An 18836-nucleotide genomic window follows, 5' to 3' on the forward strand; every position below is an offset into this window, starting at 1 on the left:
TCGGGGAACGACTTGGCGGGAAACATGCGTGGTTCGCTCGCGCCTGGGTAGGGGGTATCGCCATCGCACCCCCGGTGGGGACACGGGGAACACCCCGAATGAGTGGTTCCGCCACCGACCCTACGTCACCGAGCGTCAAGGACGGGGCTGACCGGTCCCCGGAAGGGTGACGCGGATCCGGCAGCCACGCGGGGATTCGGCCACTCCGATGCGCCCGCCGTGCAGATCCACCGCCCAGCGTGCGATCGCCAGTCCGAGACCCGTACCGCCGTCGGTGCCCGGACCGGACGGGGCGGGCCCGCCGCGGTTGAACCGCTCGAACACCCGGTGCCGCTCGGACTCGGGGATGCCAGGGCCCTCGTCCTGCACCTCCAGGACCAGGCTGCCGGCGCCCTCGCCGCGGCGCGCCCGTACGGTCACCCGGCCGTGCGGCGGGCTGTGCTTGATGCCGTTGTCGATCAGGTTGGCGACGACCTGGTGCAGCCGCTCGGCGTCCGCGTGCGCGGTCAGCTCCGGCGGCGAGACGTCCAGGTGCAGGTGGACGTCCGTACGGCTGTGGTGGCTGGAGCCGACGGCGAGGGTGGAGGCGCTGCGGCTCATGTTGGCCTCCTTCAGCACACCGGAGAGGTACGGCCAGACCTCGAAGCGGCGGGCGTGCAGCGGGATGACCCCGTTGTCCAGCCGGGAGAGGTCCAGCAGGTGCTCGACCAGCCGGCCCAGCCGCTCGGTCTGGCTCAGCGCGGTGCGCATCGTCTCCGGGTCGGCCTCGGAGACCCCGTCGACGACGTTCTCCAGCACGGCGCGGAGCGCGGCGATCGGGGTGCGCAGCTCGTGCGAGACGTTGGCGACCAGCTCTTTGCGATGGGTGTCCACCGCTTCCAGATCCGCGGCCATCCGGTTGAACGCGTCCGCCAGCTCGCCGAACTCGTCCCGCCGGCTGCCCTGCACCCGCCGGGTGTAGTCCCCGCCGGCCATGGCCCGGGTCACGTCCGTCATCTCGTCCAGCGGGGCGGTGAGGCCCTGCGCGACGAACTGGGTGATCAGCAGCGAGGCGATGATCGAGAAGACGGTGATGACCCGCAGCTCCGTCGCCGAGTGGAACGCGACGAGGACCAGCAGCGTCGTGATGATCACCGAAACGGTGACCAGCGCGCCGAGTGCCGCCTTGACCGACCGGTAGGGGTCGAGCGGGCGCATCGCCTCCCAGGCCCGCTGCCAGAGCTCGCGCGCCAGAGGCCGGGGCGACCTCATGCCGGCGGGGTCTCCAGCGCGTAACCGACGCCGTGCACCGTGCGGATCCGCTCGGCGCCGATCTTCCGGCGCAGCGCCTTGATGTGGCTGTCGACCGTACGGGTGCCGGAGGCGTCCGCCCAGTCCCAGACCTCGGCCAGCAGCTGCTCTCGGGAGAGGACGGCGCGCGGGGTGTTGGCCAGGCACACCAGCAGGTCGAACTCGGTCGGGGTGAGGTGCACGTCGGCGCCGCGGACCCGGACCCGCCGCTGGGCGTGGTCGATCTCCAGCTCGCCCAGGCGCAGGATGCCGCTGCGCGGGGTGTGCGCGGCCAGCGCGGCCCGCTCGACGCGGCGCAGCAGGACGTGCACGCGGGCGGCCAGCTCCCGCATGGAGAACGGTTTTGTCATGTAGTCGTCGGCGCCGACGCCGAGGCCGACGAGCATGTCCGTCTCGTCGTCCCGCGCGGTGAGCATCATCACCGGGACCGGCCGCTGGGCCTGCACCCGGCGGCACACCTCCAGGCCGTCGAAGCCCGGCAGCATGATGTCGAGGACGAGCAGGTCGGGCTGCCAGGCCTCGGCGGTGTCGACGGCGGAGGGGCCGTCGACGGCGGTCTGCACCTGGAAGCCCTCGGCGCGCAGCCGGGCCGCGATGGCGTCCACGATCGTCGGGTCGTCCTCGACGACGAGCACTCGCCGCTGTGCGCCGGGCGTGGCCGCCGCCGCGGCGGCGCCGTGGGTGGTCTGAGTCTGGTCCATCGCCCGCCCCTGAATTTCCCCGTGCGTGGTCGCGTTACTGACTGGTTGTGCCGACCTGCTGACCCGGTGTACCGGCTGGTCGCACACTGCTGGCAGCAGCGTAAAGGCACGATGAGACCCGCGGCTACGCGCGTTTCCTCGCGAGGTGGACCACGTCGGGGACGCCTCGGACAACGGGGATCTCTTCGGTGCGAACCTCGCTGAACCCCACATTCCGGAGAGCGGACTCGAAGGAGGCGGAGGGCTGCGCGGACCATACGGCGAGCACTCCGCCGGGCGTCAGCCGGTCCCGGCAGGCCGCGAGGCCGGCCGGGGAGTAGAGGCTGTCGTTGTCCTCGGTGACGGTCCAGTCCGGCCCGTTGTCGATGTCCAGACAGAGCGCGTCGAAGGTCTCGGCGCCGGCTCCGTCGCGTACGTACGCGACCAGGTCGGCCGGGACGATCTCGATGCGCGGATCGGCCAGGGCCGGGCCCGACACCGCGTCCAACGGGCCCGAGCGGTGCCAGTCGACCACCGCCGCCTCGCGCTCGACGACCGCGATCCGGCCCCAGCGCGGCTCCGCCGCCGCGCGGGCCAGGGAGAACCCGACGCCGAGCCCGCCGATCAGTACGGACGGCAGCGCGCGGCCGTCGGGCAGCGCGGCGAGCGCGGCATCGACGAGCAGCCGTTCCGACCGCCCGTCCGAGGTGTCCATCAGGAAGCACCCGTTGGCGATGATCTCGAAGTGCGCGCCCCGCCGCCGCAGCACCACCTCGCCGAACGGTCCGTCCCGGCGCTCCAGCGTGACGGGCGCCTCGTCGGTCTCGAAGGGGGCTGACATGGGTGCGGGGCCTCCGGGGTCGTGGGTGCCGGGCGCCCCCACTCTACGAGTCCGCGACTGATCGCTCACAGCGAACACGGCAGGGGAACATCCATCGGCTCATGAGCATTGAGTGAGTACAGCTCAACTTGCCTGCCGAAGGGGAGATCATGGCTTCGACGTCCACACCGCTCACCCTGCCCGTGCTGCCCCTCGACGACGAGGTCGTCCTGCCGGGCATGGTGGTGCCGCTGGACCTTTCCGATCCGGACGTACGCGCCGCGGTGGAGGCCGCGCAGGCCGCCGCCTCACCCGGTAACAAGCCACGGGTGCTGCTCGTTCCACGGATCGACGGCACGTACGCCGGCATCGGCACGCTCGGCAAGGTCGAGCAGGTCGGCCGGCTGTCCGACGGCGACCCCGGCGCGCTCATCCGCGGCCTGGGCCGCGTGAAGATCGGCTCCGGGACGACCGGGCCCGGCGCCGCCCTCTGGGTGGAGGGCACCACGGTCGACGAGACCGTCCCGGACCCCCTGCCCGGTGCCGTCACCGAGCTCGTCAAGGAGTACAAGGCGCTGGCCACCAGCTGGCTGCGCAAGCGCGGCGCCTGGCAGGTCGTGGACCGCGTCCAGCAGATCGAGGACGTCGGCCAGCTCGCCGACAACTCCGGGTACTCGCCCTTCCTGACCACCGAGCAGAAGGTGCGCCTCCTGGAGACCACCGACCCGGTGGCCCGCCTGAAGGACGCCACCGAGGCGCTCCGTGAGCACCTCGCCGAGCAGGACGTCGCCGAGTCCATCGCCAAGGACGTCCAGGAGGGCGTCGACAAGCAACAGCGCGAGTTCCTGCTCCGCCGCCAGCTGGAGGCGGTCCGCAAGGAGCTGTCCGAGCTGAACGGCGACCCGGACGACGAGAGCGACGACTACCGCGCCCGCGTCGAGGCCGCCGACCTGCCCGAGGACGTCCGCAAGGCCGCCCTCAAGGAGGTCGACAAGCTGGAGCGGTCCAGCGACCAGAGCCCCGAGGGCTCCTGGATCCGCACCTGGCTGGACACCGTCCTGGAGCTGCCGTGGAACGAGCGCACCGAGGACGCGTACGACATCAAGGGCGCCCGCGCCGTCCTGGACGCGGACCACGCGGGCCTGGACGACGTGAAGGAGCGGATCACCGAGTACCTGGCCGTCCGCAAGCGCCGCGCGGACCGCGGCCTCGGCCTGGTCGGCGGCCCGTCAGAAGGGGTATCGCGCAGCGATTCCGGCAAGGGCGGTGGTGGGCGACGGGCGGGCGGCGCCGTCCTGGCCCTGACCGGGCCGCCCGGCGTCGGCAAGACGAGCCTCGGCGAGTCCGTCGCCCGCGCCATGGGCCGCAAGTTCGTCCGCGTCGCGCTCGGCGGCGTCCGGGACGAGGCGGAGATCCGCGGCCACCGCCGTACGTACGTGGGCGCGCTGCCCGGCCGCATCGTCCGCGCCATCAAGGAAGCCGGTTCCATGAACCCGGTCGTCCTCCTCGACGAGATCGACAAGGTCGGCTCCGACTTCCGCGGCGACCCGGCCGCCGCCCTGCTCGAAGTCCTCGACCCGGCGCAGAACCACACCTTCCGCGACCACTACCTGGAGGTCGAGCTCGACCTCTCCGACGTGGTCTTCCTCGCCACGGCCAACGTCCTCGAAGCGATCCCGGAGCCGCTCCTGGACCGCATGGACCTGGTCCGGCTGGACGGCTACACGGAGGACGAGAAGGTCACCATCGCCCGCGACCACCTGCTCCCGCGCCAGCTGGAGAAGGCGGGCCTGGAGACCGGCGAGGTCGTGATGGAGGACGCCGCGCTGCGCAAGCTCGCCGGCGAGTACACCCGAGAGGCGGGCGTACGAAACCTGGAGCGCGCCATCGCGCGCCTGCTCCGCAAGGTCGCGGCCAAGCACGAACTGGGCGAACAGGACCTCCCCTTCACCGTCGGCACGGACGAGCTGCGCCCGCTCATCGGGCGGCCGCACCACGTCCCCGAGTCCGCGCAGGACCCGGAGGAGCGGCGTACGGCGGTGCCCGGCGTGGTCACCGGCCTCGCCGTGACCGGCGCGGGCGGCGACGTCCTCTACGTCGAGGCCTCGCTCGCCGACGCCGAGACCGGCGGTGCCGGCCTCCAGCTCACCGGACAGCTCGGCGACGTGATGAAGGAATCGGCGCACATCGCCCTCTCCTTCCTCCGCTCGCACGGCGCGGAACTGGAGCTGCCCGTCGCCGATCTGAAGGAGCGCGGCGTGCACCTGCACGTCCCCGCGGGCGCCGTCCCCAAGGACGGTCCGAGCGCCGGCATCACCATGACGACGGCGCTGGCCTCGCTGCTCTCCGGCCGCCAGGTCCGCCCCGACGTGGCGATGACCGGCGAGGTCTCCCTCACCGGCCGCGTGCTGCCCATCGGCGGCGTCAAGCAGAAGCTCCTCGCGGCACACCGCGCGGGCATCACCACGGTGATCATCCCCAAGCGGAACGAGGCGGACCTCGACGACGTCCCCGCCGAGATCCTGGAAAAGCTCGACGTCCACCCGGTCTCCGACGTCCGCCAGGTCCTCGACCTGGCCCTGACCCCGGCCGCCACCCCGGCCGCACCGGAGGTCCCGGTGGCGGCGTGACCCCACCATCCACGAGGCCCGGCCCCCACCCAGGGGGCCGGGCCTCGCCCGTGCGGATGCTCAGCCCGTGGCCAGTTTGCGGAGTTGGGCCGTGGAGCCGTTGAAGACGTTCTGGTCGCCGGGGAAGCGGCCGCTGTCGTCGTGCTGCCAGATGGTGTGTGCTGCCCAGCCGGCCGGGAGGGGGCCGGGTGAGGAGGAGTAGCGGGCGATCCACAGCGGGTGGTTCATGCCGAAGGACGCGTTGTCGCCGACGCACTGCTTCCACCAGTTGGTGGAGGTGTAGATCATCGGGTGGCGGCCGGTACGGGCGTGCACCGTCTTGCTGAAGTCGCTGATCCAGGCCGCCATGGCCGCCCGGCTCAGGCCGTAGCAGATGCTGCCGTACGGGTTGTACTCGATGTCCAGCGCGGGCGGCAGGGTGCGGCCGTCCGCCTTCCAGCCCCCGCCGTTGTTCACGAAGAAGTTGGCCTGCGCGGCGCCGGAGGAGGAGCTGGGGATCGCGAAGTGGTACGCGCCGCGGACCATGCCGACGTTGTACGAGCCGCCGTACTGCTGGCCGTACTTGGGGTTGCGGTAGCTCGTGCCCTCGGTCGCCTTGACGACGGCGAAGCGGGCGCCGGCGCGCCAGGCGGCGGCCCAGTTGACGTTGCCCTGGTGGCTGCTGACGTCCATGCCGGCCACCCCGGCGAGCGGCCGCGGTGCCGTGTCCGGCGCGGCGGCGCCCTCGTGGGAACGGATCGTGGAGCCCGCGCGGTGGTCGGTTCCGGAGGCGCGGGAGCCGTCGGTCGGGGTGGTCGTGGCGGATGCGGCGGATGCGGGCACGGCCACCGTGAGGGCCGTGCCGAGTGTGCAGAGCAGCGTGATGCACCGGCGTATGCGCATAGGGGGGAGCCTCTTTCGAAGACGCGCAAGGGGAGGGGAGGACAGGGCGCCGTGCGGCGCGGACCCGCGGGATGAGCCCGGCGCGGGTCCGCGCGGCACGGTGGGGGAGCCCTGTCCGCCTCTTACCCGTTCGCGAGCGCCTGGAGACGGTCGTACGCCCCGTTGAAGAGGTTGTGGTCACCGACGGTGGGCCCGGTGGACGTGTACTGCCAGATGGTGTGGAAGCCCCAGCCGGCCGGCAGCTCCCCGACGGAGGAGCCGTACCGCGGGATCCACAGCGGGTTGGTGTTCCCGAAGCCCGCATAGTTGCCGGTGCACTGCTTCCACCAGCTGGTGGAGGTGTAGATCACCGCGTCCCGTCCGGTCCGCCCCTTGTACGTCGCGAACCAGTCCTTCATCCAGTTGACCAGCGCCGTTGCGCTCATGCCGTAGCAGACCTGGCCGTACGGGTTGTACTCCATGTCCAGCGCCCCGGGCAGGGTCTTGCCGTCCTTGGACCAGCCGCCTCCGTGGTCCACGAAGTAATTGGCCTGGGCCGCGCCGCTGGAGGTGTTGGGCGTCGCGAAGTGGTAGGCCCCGCGAATCATCCCGGAGTTGTAGGAGCCGTTGTACTGCTGAGCGAAATAGGGGTTGATGTAGCTGGTCGATTCGGTCGCCTTGACGTAGGCGAACTTCACCCCGCTGTTCCACAGCGTCGACCAGGTGACGTTGCCCTGATGGCCGCTGACGTCCACTCCTTCGACGGACGCCTGGAGTGACGGCGCGGCCGGCAGGCCGGTGCCGCCCTCGTGCTCGGCGATCTGCGAGCCGGCCCAGTCCTGACCGGGGTGGGTGGGTTCGGGTGCGTCCTTCGCGGGGGTGCCGGCGGGCTGCGTGGCGGCGGCGGTGCCGAAGGTGCCGCCGAGCAGCGCGAGCAGGGTGAGGAGGATCCCGGCCACCCTGGCGGCGGAGCGCCGAGGGTGGCGGGCCGGGCCGGATCTGTGCACGTGCATACGTGACTCCGAAGATCTCGGTGGGATCTGAGGGGGAGGCCGACCGTGGATCATGACTTGGTGTGGTCATGCCATAAATGACGGTACGCGCGTAGACCTGGAGCGGAAAGGGGGTCGGATGATTCCGTTGGTCTAATCCTGCGAAATACTGTCCCAGCTGCGGAATCGGCCGCCGCTGAAAAATTCTTCCATCGTCCGGAAAACGGGAAAGGGCGCTGACGTGCACAACACCGGAACCGACGGGGCGACGGCGCGACGGCCCGACGGTATGGACGACCTGTTCCTTTCGCTGGAACGCGAGTTGGCGGTATTCCTGCGCCGGGCCCGCGCCTCGTCCGGCGAGATGGCCCGCGAGGTGCACCCGGATCTGGAGCCCTCGGCGTACGGGCTGCTGGTCCGGCTCGCCGACGCGGGCGAGCAGCGGGCCACCGAACTCGCCTGCTACTTCGGCGTCGGCAAGGCGACCATCAGCCGCCAGCTGCGGGCGCTGGACGACCTCGGGCTGGTCGCCCGCGAGAAGGACCCGGCCGACGGGCGTGCCGTCCTGGTCCGGTTGACCGACGAGGGGCTGGCCCGCTTCACGCGGGTGCGCGACGCCCGGCGGGACCGCTATGCCCGCCGGCTCGCCTCCTGGGACCGCGGGGAGATCGGCGAACTGGCGCGGCTCCTCCATCGGTTGAACGATGAACAAGAGCAGGAGCGGGAGCTCCACGAGGAACGCGAACCGGGCGCCGGGCCCGGCCGGGAGGCGGCGGAGGAGTGACGGCGGGGGCGCCGCCGGCGACCGCCGCGCCCACGCCGCCCGTGGAGCGCCCGTTGCCCACGCCGCCCGCCGCCCGCCGCCCGACGCCCGCGCCCGTCGCCCGCGCCCGCCCCGCGCTCACAGCTCCGCGTACACCACCGCGGCGTCGTCGTGCAGCTTCCCCCGCGGGAAGGACAGTCCGTCGGCGTCCGCGTTCTCCATGGCCCGCACCCGCTCGATGAGCGCCCGCGGCCCCTCCTTCCGCACCACGCCGAGGCAGTCGGCCCAGGTCCCCTCCCGGAACACCTCCACCCAGCGCCCGGCCCCGTCGCTCAGCGCGGTCAGCGAACGGACCCGGTCGCGCGGCACGCTGCCGGTGACCGCCCGCTCCGCGACGGACGGATCGGCGGCCGCCGTCCAGAAGCCGCCCTCGGCGTTGCGCAGCGCCTCGACCGCGGCGACGTACTCGCGGGCCGCGGCCGCTCGTTCGGCGGACCCCTCCGGCAGGGCCCGTACGGCGGCCCGCCGCTCGCCCACCGAGGCCGGCAGCTGCGCGAGGCGCTCGTCCAGCACCGCCTCGACCGTCCCGTCCGGCGCCTCGACGAGCAGCGCGGAGTCCGACAGCACCAGGTACTCCACGGCGTACCGGGACCAGCGCGCGGCGATGGCCGTTGCCTGCGGAGTCCTGCTGTGAGAAAGGTCACAGGTGTCGCGGTGGGCCGCGGCGGTGCGCCCGATGGCTTCGGCGAGCGCCTCAGTGAGCGTCATGTCGCGGAGCGAACCGGACAGTTCGAGCATCGCGCCCCCGAGGCGCGCGGTGAACCACGGCACGTCGTGGCGGCACCCGAAGTCCTCCGCCGGCGGCGTCACCCCGTCGAGCAGGACGAGTACGCCGCCCTCGCCGGACGCGGGCAGCGCTACTGATGCGTAGTCCTCGTTGGGGCGTTGGGGGTCGCCGGGCTCCGTGGCGAGTTCGATGCGCATGGCAGCCAGGATGCCGGAACGGCCGGAAGAGGCCGTCCGGAATGCGCGGTTCGCGTGGCGCGGAGCGGGAGAGGCGCCCGTTCCGGCCCTCCGGGCCGCGGAAAAGCCGCTCCGGAAAATGCGGGCGGGCATCCTGCCAGGACGGCGACGGTTCTCCAAACCCGCCTGCCGATGGCCTACTGTTGCGCCTCACAGCGGAAGTTGATGGTCAACTTCCGATTGATGTTCACTCATTCAGGTGGCCGGGCAAGTGTTGCCGGGCCGCCGCGCGGCGCCGGTGAAATGGTCGTATTCCGGATCATGGGGTGGGGTCATTCGCTCACCGGGACGCGCACAGCCGGACTGTTACCCCGGTGGGGGCGTGAGGTGCCGCGGACGCGTCGCAGGTCCGCCCTCCGGGGGAGAACGGCCGGGTCCGCAAGGCCACACGGCGTGGGCAGGCGAGACAGGATTGCGAGCAGCGGTGCGGAAAAAGCGGCTTCGGGGTGACGTGGTGGAGCCGGGAACACCGGCCGGCCCGGCCAGGTCCGGTACGGACGGTGACCGCGCGGGCGGACGTCCCGCGCGCGTGCGCAACAGGCTCGTGGGGGCCGTGGCGGTGGTCGCCGTCGCTGTCCTCGCGGTCGGCACGCCGGTCATCGCCTCGGCGACACAGGACGTGGACGGCTCCCAGGAGCTGGTCGACCTCGGCGAGCTGAACGCCCGCGCGGTGACCCTGTCCCACTCCCTCGCCGACGAGCGCGACGCCATGACGACGTACGTCGCGACCGGCCGCACCACGCAGAACGGCGGCGGCGTGTCGGAGGCCCAGCGGGCCCGCGTGGACCGGCAGATCAAGGACCTGCGCGCCGAGGCGGGGGAGACCTCCGCCGAGACCGCGGCGTTCGCCGACGCCGGCAAGCTGCTCAAGACGCTGCCCAAGGTCCGGCAGGAGGGACTGACGGGCCGGGGCACCGCCCTGGACACCTTCAAGTCCTACAGTGCCACCATCCAGGCGCTGGACGCCATTTCGGCCGACATCGCCCGCAAGGTGCCGCCCCGCGCGCTCGCCGCCGGCTCCCACGCCCAGGCCCTGCCGCTCCTCGCCCGCGCCACCGAACAGGCCTCCGCCACCCGCGGACTGCTGCTCGCCGCGCTGGCGAGCGGTGGCCGGCAGCCGGACCTGTCGGCCGCCGCGCAGCAGTCGCACGTCCGCACGCAGGCCGCGGTCGCCGACTTCCGGCAGAGCGCGGACGCGCACTCCCGCGACAGCTACGACCGGACCGTCAACGGCACCGACGTCGACACCGCCGAGCGCTACCTCACCCGGCTCACCGACCAGTCCCGGCTGACCCCCCTCGACCTCCAGCTGAACCGCGAGCGCATCGGGTCCACGCTCACCACCCGCATCGGCCTGATGCGCAGCGTGGAGTCCTCGCTGACCACCGCCGACGTGAAGTCCATGGGCACGCTCCGGGACGACGACGTCACCACGCTGGAGATCCGCATCGGCCTGGTCGGCCTCTGCCTGCTGCTCGCCGTCGGCATCAGTATCTGGTCCGCGCGCACGATGACCCAGCCGCTGTCCGCGCTGCGCCGCGGGGCCGCGCGGGTCGCCGAGGACCCCGCCGACGAGAAGCCCGTCGAGTACAAGGGCCGCAACGACGAGTACGCGCAGACCGTCCGCTCGGTGAACACACTGCACGCGCAGGTCGCCGAGCTGGCGAAGAAGGCCGCCGAGGCCGAGGGCGAGCGCGCCCGGATGGCGAGCGGCCGCAAGCGGCTGGCCGCCGAGCGCGACGTGCTGCTGGAGGAGCGGGACGACCTCACCGAACGGCTGGCCGCCCTGCGCTCGGGCGTCAACAACCGTTTCGTCAGCCTGGCGATGCGTACGGTCGGCCTCGTCGAGCGGCAGCTCGGCGTCATCGAGAGCCTGGAGGAGAAGGAACAGGACCCCGAGCGCCTGGAAACCCTCTACAAGCTCGACCACTTCGCCGCCCGGGTCCGCCGCAACAGCGAGAACCTCCTCGTCCTGTCCGGCTCCGAGCACAGCAACCACAACGCCGTGCCGGTGCCGCTGCTGGACGTGCTGCGCGCCTCGATCAGCGAGATCGAGCGGTACGAGCGGGTGCGCATCCAGTCGCTGCCGCCGCACTCCCAGGTCGCCGGCTTCGTCGCCGACGACGTCAGCCACCTGGTCTCCGAGCTGCTGGACAACGCCACGGCGTTCTCCCCGCCGGACGCGCACGTCGAGCTGTCCGGCTGGCTGCTGGAGAGCGGCGAGCTGATGCTCTCCGTCCAGGACCAGGGCATAGGGATGACCGCCGAGCGGATGGCGGAGCTGAACCAGCGGCTGGCGGACCCGGCGACCGCGACCTCCTCGGAGACCGTCGACGAGGCGCTCGGCCTCGGCCTGTACGTCGTCGTACGGCTCGCCGCGCGGCACGGCGTCCGCGTCCAGCTGCGCGACCAGCAGCAGGGCGGGGTCACCGCCGTCGTGGTGCTGCCGAAGTCCATCCTGCCGACCCGCCCGACGCCGGCCGCCGCCGCGCAGCCCGGCACGGTGCAGGCCGGACCGACCCTCCCGGGCTCGGTCGCCGAGGCCAACTCCAACGCGCTGCCCGCCCGCGGCCAGCGCCCCCTGACGCCGCAGCAGGACCGGCACCAGGTGGAGCAGGCGCCGCAGGCGCAGCAGGTACAGCCGCCGCGGCACGCGCAGCCGGCTCCGGCGCCCGTGGGCGACCCCCTGACAGATCCTCTGCCGGACCCGCTGACGGATCCCCTCACCGACCCCCTCCCCGGGCAGCACAGCGACCCGCTGATCGAGGCCGCCGAGCGGTCCATCGACGCGGCGGGTCTGGGCCCGGACAGGGCCGCGCCGGGTGCGGGTGCTCCCGACGCGGGGACGCCGGGCGGGTACCCGCAGGCCGGCCCCGCGGCACCGGCGCCGCAGGCACCGTACGGCCGGCACGACCCGGCGGCGCAGGCCCCGCAAACCCAGGCTCCGGCCGCTCCCCAGACGCCGGCCCCGGCCGGTCCCGAGGGGTACGCGCCGACGGCCGGTGCCGGACGTCCGGGCGTACCGGACTTCTCCGGTGACCCCGACGGCGAGCCGGACACCGGCGGTGCGCCGGCCGGCCGGTCGCCGTACGTCGCCGACGAGGACCGGGCGGCCGCCGCGCCGTCCCCGTACGACGGCGGCGCCGAGCACAGCCGGGCCGGGACCGAGGAGGAGCCGCCCGCGCGGCGGCTCACCGACATGGGGCTGCCCAAGCGCACGCCCCGCGTCGTGGCACAGCGGCCGCCGAGTGCCCCGCGCCAGAGCGGCGGGGTGAACGCCGAAGCGCTGCGGCGCCGGCTGGGCGGTTTCCAGCAGGGGGCGCGCGAGGGCCGCCGGGACGTGGCTGCCGAGATCGCGGAGCACACGGCGGACCCGACCATCCCACAAACGGACACCGACGGAGCGGGGGCCCCGGGAGAGAGTCACGTTGTCGAGGAGGCACGCGATTGATGGCGCAAGCGCCCACTGCTTACGGACTGAGCAGCCAGGCACGGAATCTGCAGTGGCTGTTGTCCAATCTGGTCGACGAGGTGCCGGGCATCCGTTCGGTGGCGGTGGTGTCGTCGGACGGACTGCTGCTGCTGGCCTCCGACCCGGAGCTGGCCGAGGGGGCCGCTGACACCGGGGTCCCGCGCGGCCCGCGGGGTTCCAGCGCGGACCTGGCGACCATCGTCTCCGGCGTCGGCAGCCTCACCAACGGTGCGGCGAAGCTGATGGACGGCGGAACGGTCAAGCAGACGATGATCGCCATGGACGAGGGCAGCCTGTTCGTCAGCTACATCAGCGACGGTTCGCTGCTCGGCGTGCACGCGACCCCCGACTGCGACATGAGTGTCGTCGCGTACCACATGGCGCTCTTCGTCGGCCGGGCCGGCCATGTCCTCACCCCCGAACTCCGCAGCGAACTGCGCAAGTCGATGGAGAGCGTCCAGTGAGTACCGCACCCAAACTCCCCACACGAGGCGGGGACAAGAAACCCGCGCGTGTGCGGCCGTATTCGCTCACGGGCGGCCGCACCCGCTTCGGACACGTCCTGCTCGTGGAGACCTTCGTGGCCGCGCTGGACGCGCCCGAGGAGCGCCGCGAGCTGACCGCGGGTGCCTGGGCCGACCGCGTGATGCCCGAGATGCGCGCCATCGTCGAGCTGTGCCGCCGGATGCGGTCCGTCGCGGAGATCTCCGCGCTGCTCAAAATGCCGCTGGGCGTGGTCCGCGTCCTGCTCAGCGACCTCGCCGACCAGGGAAAGATCCGCGTCTACGGCTCCGGTCACGGCACCGGCCAGCCCGACCGCGCGCTGCTTGAGAGGGTGCTGAGTGGACTTCGCAGGCTCTGAGACGATGACGGCGAGCGCCGGGACGCCTGCCGCCGACGAAGGGCTGCAGAGCTGGCAGACGGACCGTACGCGGGCCCCCATCGCCACGAAGATCGTGGTGGCGGGCGGGTTCGGCGTCGGCAAGACGACCTTCGTCGGGTCGGTCTCCGAGATCACGCCGCTGCAGACCGAAGCGGTGATGACGCAGGCCAGTGAGGACACCGACGACCTGACGGCCACCCCGGAGAAGACCACGACCACGGTCGCGATGGACTTCGGCCGCATCACGCTCGACCAGGACCTGGTCCTGTACCTCTTCGGTACGCCGGGTCAGCAGCGGTTCTGGTTCATGTGGGACGACCTGGTCCGGGGTGCCATCGGCGCGATAGTGATGGCGGACACCCGGCGGCTGGAGGACTGCTTCCCCGCTCTCGACTACTTCGAGAGCTGCGGTCTTCCGTACGTCGTCGCCGTCAACCACTTCGAGGGGACCGCCGAATACGCGGCCGATGACGTGCGCGAGGCCCTTTCCGTACCGCTCGACGTGCCCGTGGTGATCATGGATGCACGGAATCGGATCACGGTGGTGGAGTCCTTGCTCACTCTCGTCGCGCATGCCCTGGAGTTGACCCCCGAATAGGTTCGCACCGCTCGCGAGCCCCAGCAGAGAAGAGCACCACCATGCGGAAGATACTCATCATCGGAGCCGGCCAGTCCGGTCTCCAGCTGGCCCTCGGACTGCAGTCCCAGGGCTATGAGGTCACCCTCATGTCCAATCGCACGGCCGACGAGATCCGTTCAGGGCGGGTCATGTCGACGCAGTGCATGTTCCACACCGCCCTCCAGTACGAGCGCGACCTTCAGATCAACTTCTGGGAGAGCCAGGCCCCGCGCATCGAGGGCCTGGGGGTCTCCGTCGCCGCACCGGGCAGCCACGAGTCCCCCGAGGGCACGCAGCGCGCCATCGACTGGGTCGGCAAGCTCGACGGGTACGCGCAGTCCGTCGACCAGCGCGTGAAGATGGCCGGCTGGATGGAGACCTTCGCGCAGCGCGGCGGCCAGCTCGTCATCCACGGTGCCGCCGTCTCCGACCTCGACTTCTTCGCCTCCCGCTACGACCTGACGCTGGTCTCGGCGGGCAAGGGCGAGCTGGTGTCCATGTTCGGCCGGGACGCCACGCGTTCCCCGTACGACACCCCGCAGCGCGCGCTGGCCGTCGCGTACGTGCACGGCATGGGCCCCCGCCCGGAGCACCCCGAGTTCGACGCGGTGCGCTGCAACCTGGTGCCCGGCGTCGGCGAGCTCTTCGTCATGCCGACCTACACGACGTCCGGCCGCGCCGACATCCTCTTCTGGGAGGGCATCCCCGGTGGCCCGCTGGACGCCTTCCAGGGCGTGAAGGACCCCAACGAGCACCTGGCGCTCACGCTGGAGCTGCTGGAAAAGTTCGTGCCGTGGGAGTACGCGCGCTCCACGAAGGTCGAGCTGACCGACGCGAACGGCACGCTGGCCGGCCGGTACGCGCCGACCGTCCGCAACCCCATCGGCAAGCTGCCCTCGGGCGGCCTGGTGCTCGGCGTGGCCGACGTGGTCGTGGCCAACGACCCGATCACGGGCCAGGGCTCGAACTCCGCGTCCAAGTGCGCCAAGGCGTACCTCGACTCGATCATCGAGCACGGTGACAAGCCGTTCGACGCGGACTTCATGCAGGCCACCTTCGACCGGTACTGGAACACCGCCCAGCACGTCACCAAGTGGACCAACGCGATGCTGGCCCCGCCGCCGGAGCACGTCCTGAACCTCATCGGCGCGGCCGGCCAGCTCCAGCCGGCGGCCGATCGTTTCGCCAACGGCTTCAACGACCCCTCCGACTTCGAGAACTTCTTCTATGAGCCGGAGAAGACGGGCGCGTACCTGGCGTCGCTGACGTCCTGACGCAACGGTTTCGCGAGGACAGAGCGGGGCGGCTCCCTCGGGGGAGCCGCCCCGCTGTCGTGCGCGGACCGTCAGTTCCCGGGCGCGGAGGAGTCGCCGTAGCCCGTGTCGTCGCCGTCCGTGGCGCCGTCCGGGAGCTCGGGCGGGGTGTAGTCCTTCAGGCTCGGGGCCTTTTCGTCGGGGCGGACGGCGCCCAGGAGGGGGTTCGCGGCGATCGGGGAGATCTTGACCTGGGCGTTGGGGCGCGGGGCCTGGACGACCATGCCGTCGCCGATGTACATCGCCACGTGCGTCGCGCCCGGGAAGTAGATCACCAGGTCGCCGGGGCGGAGCTTGCTCAGGCTGACGTGCGGCAGCTGCTTCCACTGCTCCTGGCTCGTGCGGGGGATGGGCTGCCCGGCGTGCGCCCAGGCCTGGCTGGTCAGCCCGGAGCAGTCGAAGGAGTCCGGGCCCTCGGCACCCCACACGTACGGCTTGCCGACCTGCGTCAGGGCGTACGCCATGGCCCGCTGTCCGCCCTTCGACGGGGCCTGCGGGCCGCCGAGCTTGCCGGAGCCGAGGAACGCCCGCTGCGCGTCCTTCATGTCGGCCCGCTCCAGCCGGCTCAGCTCCGCCAGCTGCTCCGGCGAGAGGGAGGAGAGCATGGCCTCCACCTCGCGCAGCCGGCTCTCGACCTGCGCCTTCTGCTTCTTCTGCTTCTCGGCCAGGGACTTCTTCTTGTCCAGTGCCTTCTTCGCCTCGGTCGCCAGCTCGTCGGCCTTCTTGGCGCTGCCGGCGAGCCGGGTCACGGTGTCGGCCTGGTGGCCGGCCGCCTCCTTGAGCAGATGGCCGCGGTCCAGCGCCTGCTCGGGGTCCTTGGAGAGCAGGAACTGCACGTACGGGGAGAGGCCGCCGGGTCCTGCGCCGGTGTACTGCTCGCGCGCCAGCCGGCCGGCGTCCGCGCGGCCCTGTGCCAGGTCGGCGCGGGCGTCCTTCAGCCGGCCGTCCAGCTTCTTGGACCGCTTCGCCTGCGCCTTGAGGTCCTCCTCGGTGGCGTTGTACGCCTCGCTGGCCGCCTCCGTCTGCTGGTACAGCTTCTGCAGCCGGGTCAGCAGCTCGCTGACGGGGATGTCGGGCGGCGCGGCGGGCCGCGCTGCCGCGTACCCGGGAGCCGCGGGCAGTGCCGCGGCGGCAGCGCCCAGCAGAGCCACCGTCCCCACCGACCGCCGGAACCGTCCCCGCACCCTGCACCTCCGCCTCTGGACCGACCATCCGACTGGTTCGGATGGTGCCACGCGGCACACCTGCCCGCTCAGGGAGCGGGCGAACCGGGGGACGGGCGTCACCCGATCAGCCGCCGTCGTGCGAGGGAAGAACGCCCGGCGGCCGCCGGAAGTTCCGTCAATGCCTCCGCGACCACGGCCACTTGGGCCGCCCCTCGCCCGGTCGCGCATCCGCCGCGTAGGTGTACACCCAGCCGCGCGGCAGCCCCAGCCGTCCGGCGGGGCCCGGCTCGCGCCGGTAGACGTGCACCGTGTCCGGCGCGCCGTCCGTGCCCGGGACCGGGATCTCGTACCGGGCGGGCGGCCGGCCGGTCGCGCCGACCAGGACCGGCAGCACCCGGCCGTCCAGGGGGCCGCCGACGAAGGGCGTGTTCTCGCTTCTCACGCGGTCAGTGTCACATCAGGGCCGCGCCCGGTGGCCGGGCGCGGTGCTCAGAGCAGGTGGGCGGCGTCCCCGAAGGCCGGTGACAGCCGCCGCACGAGGGTGCCGACCGGGCCCTCGCGGGTCTCGGCCGCCAGCGCGACGGCCGCGATCCGTGCGGTCTCCTCGTCCGTCGCCGAGGTCACGACGATCAGCGCGACGAAGTGGTCGACCAGCCAGTCGCGCAGCTCGTCCAGCGGCGGCTGCTTCTCCTCGTCCACCCAGATCAGCGAGGCCGCCTCGACGGCGGTGAGCCACGTACGGACCATCATCCGCAGCCGCGGGCCCGGCTCGGGCGCGCCGAGGTGGTGCAGGATCTGCTCGGCGGCGGTGCGCCGCACCTCGTCGACGATGGCGTCGGTACGGGCCGTCTCCACCACGCTGCCGCCCTGGAGCAGGGCGCTGAACCCGGTGTCGTGCTGGTCGACGAAGGCGAGGTAGCGGTCCAGGGCGCGGCCCAGCCGCTGGGTCAGCGGGCCGGTCTCCGCCTCGGCGAAGCAGCCTTCGAGGTCGTCGGCCGCACTGCGCAGCGCGGCCTCGTACAACTGCTGCTTGCCGCCGGGGAAGTACCGGTAGACCAGCGGTCGGGAGACCTCGGCGGCGTTCGCCACGTCGTCCAACGACACGTCCTCCGGCGCCCGTTGGGCGAAGAGGCCGAGCGCCGCCGTCAGCAGCTGGGCACGCCGCTCCGCCACGCTCAGCCGCCGGTAGGCGGGGCGGGGGACTGCTGGGGCGGTGCCGCTGACGTTCATGAACAGCAGCGTAACCGCCCCGTTCTCGTCCGGCCGGGGGTGGTTGGCCTCCGTCGCTCCCTCAGGCCAGCAGGCCGGAGCTCTGCCAGAGCCTGCGGCCGGCACCGCGCAGGACGCCGATCTCGTCCAGGAAGTCGGTCAGCCGCTTGGCGCCGGTCTGCATGACCTCGCGCCGGTGGCCGCTGGCCTTCACCTGGGCGACGGCCTCCGCGCGGTTCAGCCCGACGTTCGTGTAGACCATCGGATTGATGAACGCCTGCGAGAAGACGCGGGCGAACTCGCCGGAGGTGAGCCGGGTGAACTCGCAGCTCCAGCGGGGCGCGGTGGTCATCTGGCGGCGCAGTTCCTCGCGGGCGTACCGGACGTGCCGCGCCTCCTCCACGACGTGGATCCGGGTCACGCCGCGGACCAGCGGCTGGATGCGCTCGTCGGGGAAGGTGAGCCGCTGCATCCAGTCCAGGATTTCCTCGCCGAGGAGGGTCGCGGTGAAGGAACCGGGCGTGGTGGAGACCGTCTTGAAGAGTCGGCCGAGGTTGTGGTGGGTCTTCGAGACGGGGTAGACGGGCGCCCCGCTGCGGCTTATCAGCCTGGCGAACATGTTGGAGTGCCGGCACTCGTCGGCTATCTCGGTGAGCGCGTAGCGGACGTGCGAGCTGGTCGGCGACTTGTCGTAGACGTGCCGGGTGAGCAGCTGCATCAGGATGATCTCGAACCAGATGCCGAGGGACGCCAGGGACGCCGCCTCGTGCTTGGAGAGTTCGATGCGCTGTTCCTCGGGCATGCGATGCCACAGCGGGGTGTCGTAGAGGGAGACCAGCTCCGGAGGCCAGAACCACTTCCCCTCCTCCATCGGCGCGTCCCAGTCCAGCTCGGTGTCCGGGTCGAACGAGTGCTTCGCGGAGGAGTCCAGGAGGCGCTCGGCGACCTGCTCGCGGTCCTTGAGCAGTCCGAGTGCGTCCCGCAGGATCCCGGTCTCCGCCGTACTGATGTCGGGAGCTGTCGGCATGGCTCTGGCTACCTCGCTCATGGGGTTACCGGCGGTCACGTCTTATGAGACTGCGCGTCAGTAAGGTCGTCAATCCCCCGCGCACGAC

General features: G+C 72.1%; 17 protein-coding genes. 7 read left to right on the forward strand and 10 right to left on the reverse strand.

Going from position 1 to position 18836, the window contains the following annotated elements:
* Nucleotides 1–135: 135 nt before the first annotated feature.
* The 3 genes from ABZ840_RS08735 to ABZ840_RS08745 form a co-directional block, all read right to left on the reverse strand.
* Nucleotides 136–1251, reverse strand: coding sequence for an ATP-binding protein (locus ABZ840_RS08735; RefSeq protein ID WP_361555510.1), 1116 nt, complete (start codon nt 1249–1251; stop codon nt 136–138).
* A complete protein-coding gene (locus tag ABZ840_RS08740) occupies nt 1248–1991 on the reverse strand; it encodes a response regulator transcription factor (RefSeq protein ID WP_361555513.1) in 744 nt (247 codons plus the stop codon). Before ABZ840_RS08740 ends, ABZ840_RS08735 begins: the two co-directional genes overlap by 4 nt.
* A 124-nt stretch (nt 1992–2115) precedes the next feature.
* Entirely contained in the window at nt 2116–2811 is a 696-nt protein-coding gene (locus ABZ840_RS08745) for a spermidine synthase (RefSeq protein ID WP_361555516.1), read from the reverse strand.
* A gap of 149 nt (nt 2812–2960) precedes the next feature.
* Here ABZ840_RS08745 and lon point away from each other — a divergent pair, with 149 nt between their 5' ends.
* On the forward strand, nt 2961–5420 hold the full coding sequence (gene lon, locus ABZ840_RS08750) for an endopeptidase La (RefSeq protein WP_361555519.1): 2460 nt from the start codon (nt 2961–2963) through the stop codon (nt 5418–5420).
* A gap of 60 nt (nt 5421–5480) precedes the next feature.
* On the opposite strand, the gene ABZ840_RS08755 is transcribed toward lon, so the two are convergent.
* Both ABZ840_RS08755 and ABZ840_RS08760 read right to left on the reverse strand, forming a co-directional pair.
* Nucleotides 5481–6302: a lysozyme gene (locus ABZ840_RS08755; protein WP_361555522.1), complete on the reverse strand. Its 822-nt coding sequence runs from the start codon at nt 6300–6302 to the stop codon at nt 5481–5483.
* Between the two features lie 122 nt (nt 6303–6424).
* Nucleotides 6425–7294: a lysozyme gene (locus tag ABZ840_RS08760; protein WP_361555525.1), complete on the reverse strand. Its 870-nt coding sequence runs from the start codon at nt 7292–7294 to the stop codon at nt 6425–6427.
* A gap of 268 nt (nt 7295–7562) precedes the next feature.
* Between ABZ840_RS08760 and ABZ840_RS08765 the strand changes: the two genes are divergently transcribed.
* Nucleotides 7563–8057 (forward strand): MarR family transcriptional regulator, encoded by a 495-nt coding sequence (locus ABZ840_RS08765; RefSeq protein WP_361556539.1) that lies wholly within the window; start codon nt 7563–7565, stop codon nt 8055–8057.
* Between the two features lie 117 nt (nt 8058–8174).
* On the opposite strand, the gene ABZ840_RS08770 is transcribed toward ABZ840_RS08765, so the two are convergent.
* Nucleotides 8175–9020: a hypothetical protein gene (locus ABZ840_RS08770; protein ID WP_361555528.1), complete on the reverse strand. Its 846-nt coding sequence runs from the start codon at nt 9018–9020 to the stop codon at nt 8175–8177.
* Nucleotides 9021–9588: 568 nt separating this feature from the next.
* Here ABZ840_RS08770 and ABZ840_RS08775 point away from each other — a divergent pair.
* Genes ABZ840_RS08775 through ABZ840_RS08795 form a run of 5 tightly spaced genes read left to right on the forward strand, consistent with a single transcriptional unit; the run spans nt 9589 to nt 15307 of the window.
* Nucleotides 9589–12510, forward strand: a complete 2922-nt coding sequence (locus tag ABZ840_RS08775) for a nitrate- and nitrite sensing domain-containing protein (RefSeq protein WP_361555531.1) — start codon at nt 9589–9591, stop codon at nt 12508–12510.
* On the forward strand, nt 12510–12995 hold the full coding sequence (locus tag ABZ840_RS08780) for a roadblock/LC7 domain-containing protein (RefSeq protein WP_361555534.1): 486 nt from the start codon (nt 12510–12512) through the stop codon (nt 12993–12995). Before ABZ840_RS08775 ends, ABZ840_RS08780 begins: the two co-directional genes overlap by 1 nt.
* Entirely contained in the window at nt 12992–13393 is a 402-nt protein-coding gene (locus ABZ840_RS08785; protein WP_361555536.1) for a DUF742 domain-containing protein, read from the forward strand. The genes ABZ840_RS08780 and ABZ840_RS08785 overlap by 4 nt, the downstream gene beginning before the upstream one ends.
* A 4-nt stretch (nt 13394–13397) precedes the next feature.
* Entirely contained in the window at nt 13398–14012 is a 615-nt protein-coding gene (locus ABZ840_RS08790) for an ATP/GTP-binding protein (RefSeq protein ID WP_361555539.1), read from the forward strand.
* Between the two features lie 41 nt (nt 14013–14053).
* Nucleotides 14054–15307: a styrene monooxygenase/indole monooxygenase family protein gene (locus ABZ840_RS08795; protein ID WP_361555542.1), complete on the forward strand. Its 1254-nt coding sequence runs from the start codon at nt 14054–14056 to the stop codon at nt 15305–15307.
* Between the two features lie 71 nt (nt 15308–15378).
* Here ABZ840_RS08795 and ABZ840_RS08800 read toward each other — a convergent pair whose 3' ends face one another.
* From ABZ840_RS08800 to ABZ840_RS08815, 4 genes are all read right to left on the reverse strand, one after another.
* The gene (locus ABZ840_RS08800; protein ID WP_361555545.1) at nt 15379–16506 is read right to left on the reverse strand and encodes an NlpC/P60 family protein; all 1128 of its coding nucleotides are present in this window, start codon (nt 16504–16506) and stop codon (nt 15379–15381) included.
* A gap of 181 nt (nt 16507–16687) precedes the next feature.
* Nucleotides 16688–16954, reverse strand: coding sequence for a hypothetical protein (locus ABZ840_RS08805; RefSeq protein WP_361555548.1), 267 nt, complete (start codon nt 16952–16954; stop codon nt 16688–16690).
* Between the two features lie 47 nt (nt 16955–17001).
* Nucleotides 17002–17742, reverse strand: coding sequence for a TetR/AcrR family transcriptional regulator (locus tag ABZ840_RS08810; protein WP_361555551.1), 741 nt, complete (start codon nt 17740–17742; stop codon nt 17002–17004).
* 61 nt (nt 17743–17803) lie between these two features.
* Complete coding sequence (locus ABZ840_RS08815; protein WP_361555554.1) at nt 17804–18748, reverse strand: diiron oxygenase; 945 nt, start codon at nt 18746–18748, stop codon at nt 17804–17806.
* Between the last annotated feature and the right edge of the window lie 88 nt (nt 18749–18836).

The organism is Streptomyces sp. NPDC047117 (assembly GCF_040643545.1).
Lineage (GTDB): Bacteria > Actinomycetota > Actinomycetes > Streptomycetales > Streptomycetaceae > Streptomyces.

What these genes read in the sequence shown, in the direction of transcription:
- ABZ840_RS08735 (WP_361555510.1), bottom strand. Translation starts at nt 1,251, where the DNA reads ATGAGGTCGCCCCGGCCTCTGGCGCGCGAGCTCTGGCAGCGGGCCTGG.
- ABZ840_RS08740 (WP_361555513.1), bottom strand. Translation starts at nt 1,991, where the DNA reads ATGGACCAGACTCAGACCACCCACGGCGCCGCCGCGGCGGCGGCCACG.
- ABZ840_RS08745 (WP_361555516.1), bottom strand. Translation starts at nt 2,811, where the DNA reads ATGTCAGCCCCCTTCGAGACCGACGAGGCGCCCGTCACGCTGGAGCGC.
- lon (WP_361555519.1), top strand. Translation starts at nt 2,961, where the DNA reads ATGGCTTCGACGTCCACACCGCTCACCCTGCCCGTGCTGCCCCTCGAC.
- ABZ840_RS08755 (WP_361555522.1), bottom strand. Translation starts at nt 6,302, where the DNA reads ATGCGCATACGCCGGTGCATCACGCTGCTCTGCACACTCGGCACGGCC.
- ABZ840_RS08760 (WP_361555525.1), bottom strand. Translation starts at nt 7,294, where the DNA reads ATGCACGTGCACAGATCCGGCCCGGCCCGCCACCCTCGGCGCTCCGCC.
- ABZ840_RS08765 (WP_361556539.1), top strand. Translation starts at nt 7,563, where the DNA reads ATGGACGACCTGTTCCTTTCGCTGGAACGCGAGTTGGCGGTATTCCTG.
- ABZ840_RS08770 (WP_361555528.1), bottom strand. Translation starts at nt 9,020, where the DNA reads ATGCGCATCGAACTCGCCACGGAGCCCGGCGACCCCCAACGCCCCAAC.
- ABZ840_RS08780 (WP_361555534.1), top strand. Translation starts at nt 12,510, where the DNA reads ATGGCGCAAGCGCCCACTGCTTACGGACTGAGCAGCCAGGCACGGAAT.
- ABZ840_RS08790 (WP_361555539.1), top strand. Translation starts at nt 13,398, where the DNA reads ATGACGGCGAGCGCCGGGACGCCTGCCGCCGACGAAGGGCTGCAGAGC.
- ABZ840_RS08795 (WP_361555542.1), top strand. Translation starts at nt 14,054, where the DNA reads ATGCGGAAGATACTCATCATCGGAGCCGGCCAGTCCGGTCTCCAGCTG.
- ABZ840_RS08810 (WP_361555551.1), bottom strand. Translation starts at nt 17,742, where the DNA reads ATGAACGTCAGCGGCACCGCCCCAGCAGTCCCCCGCCCCGCCTACCGG.
- ABZ840_RS08815 (WP_361555554.1), bottom strand. Translation starts at nt 18,748, where the DNA reads ATGCCGACAGCTCCCGACATCAGTACGGCGGAGACCGGGATCCTGCGG.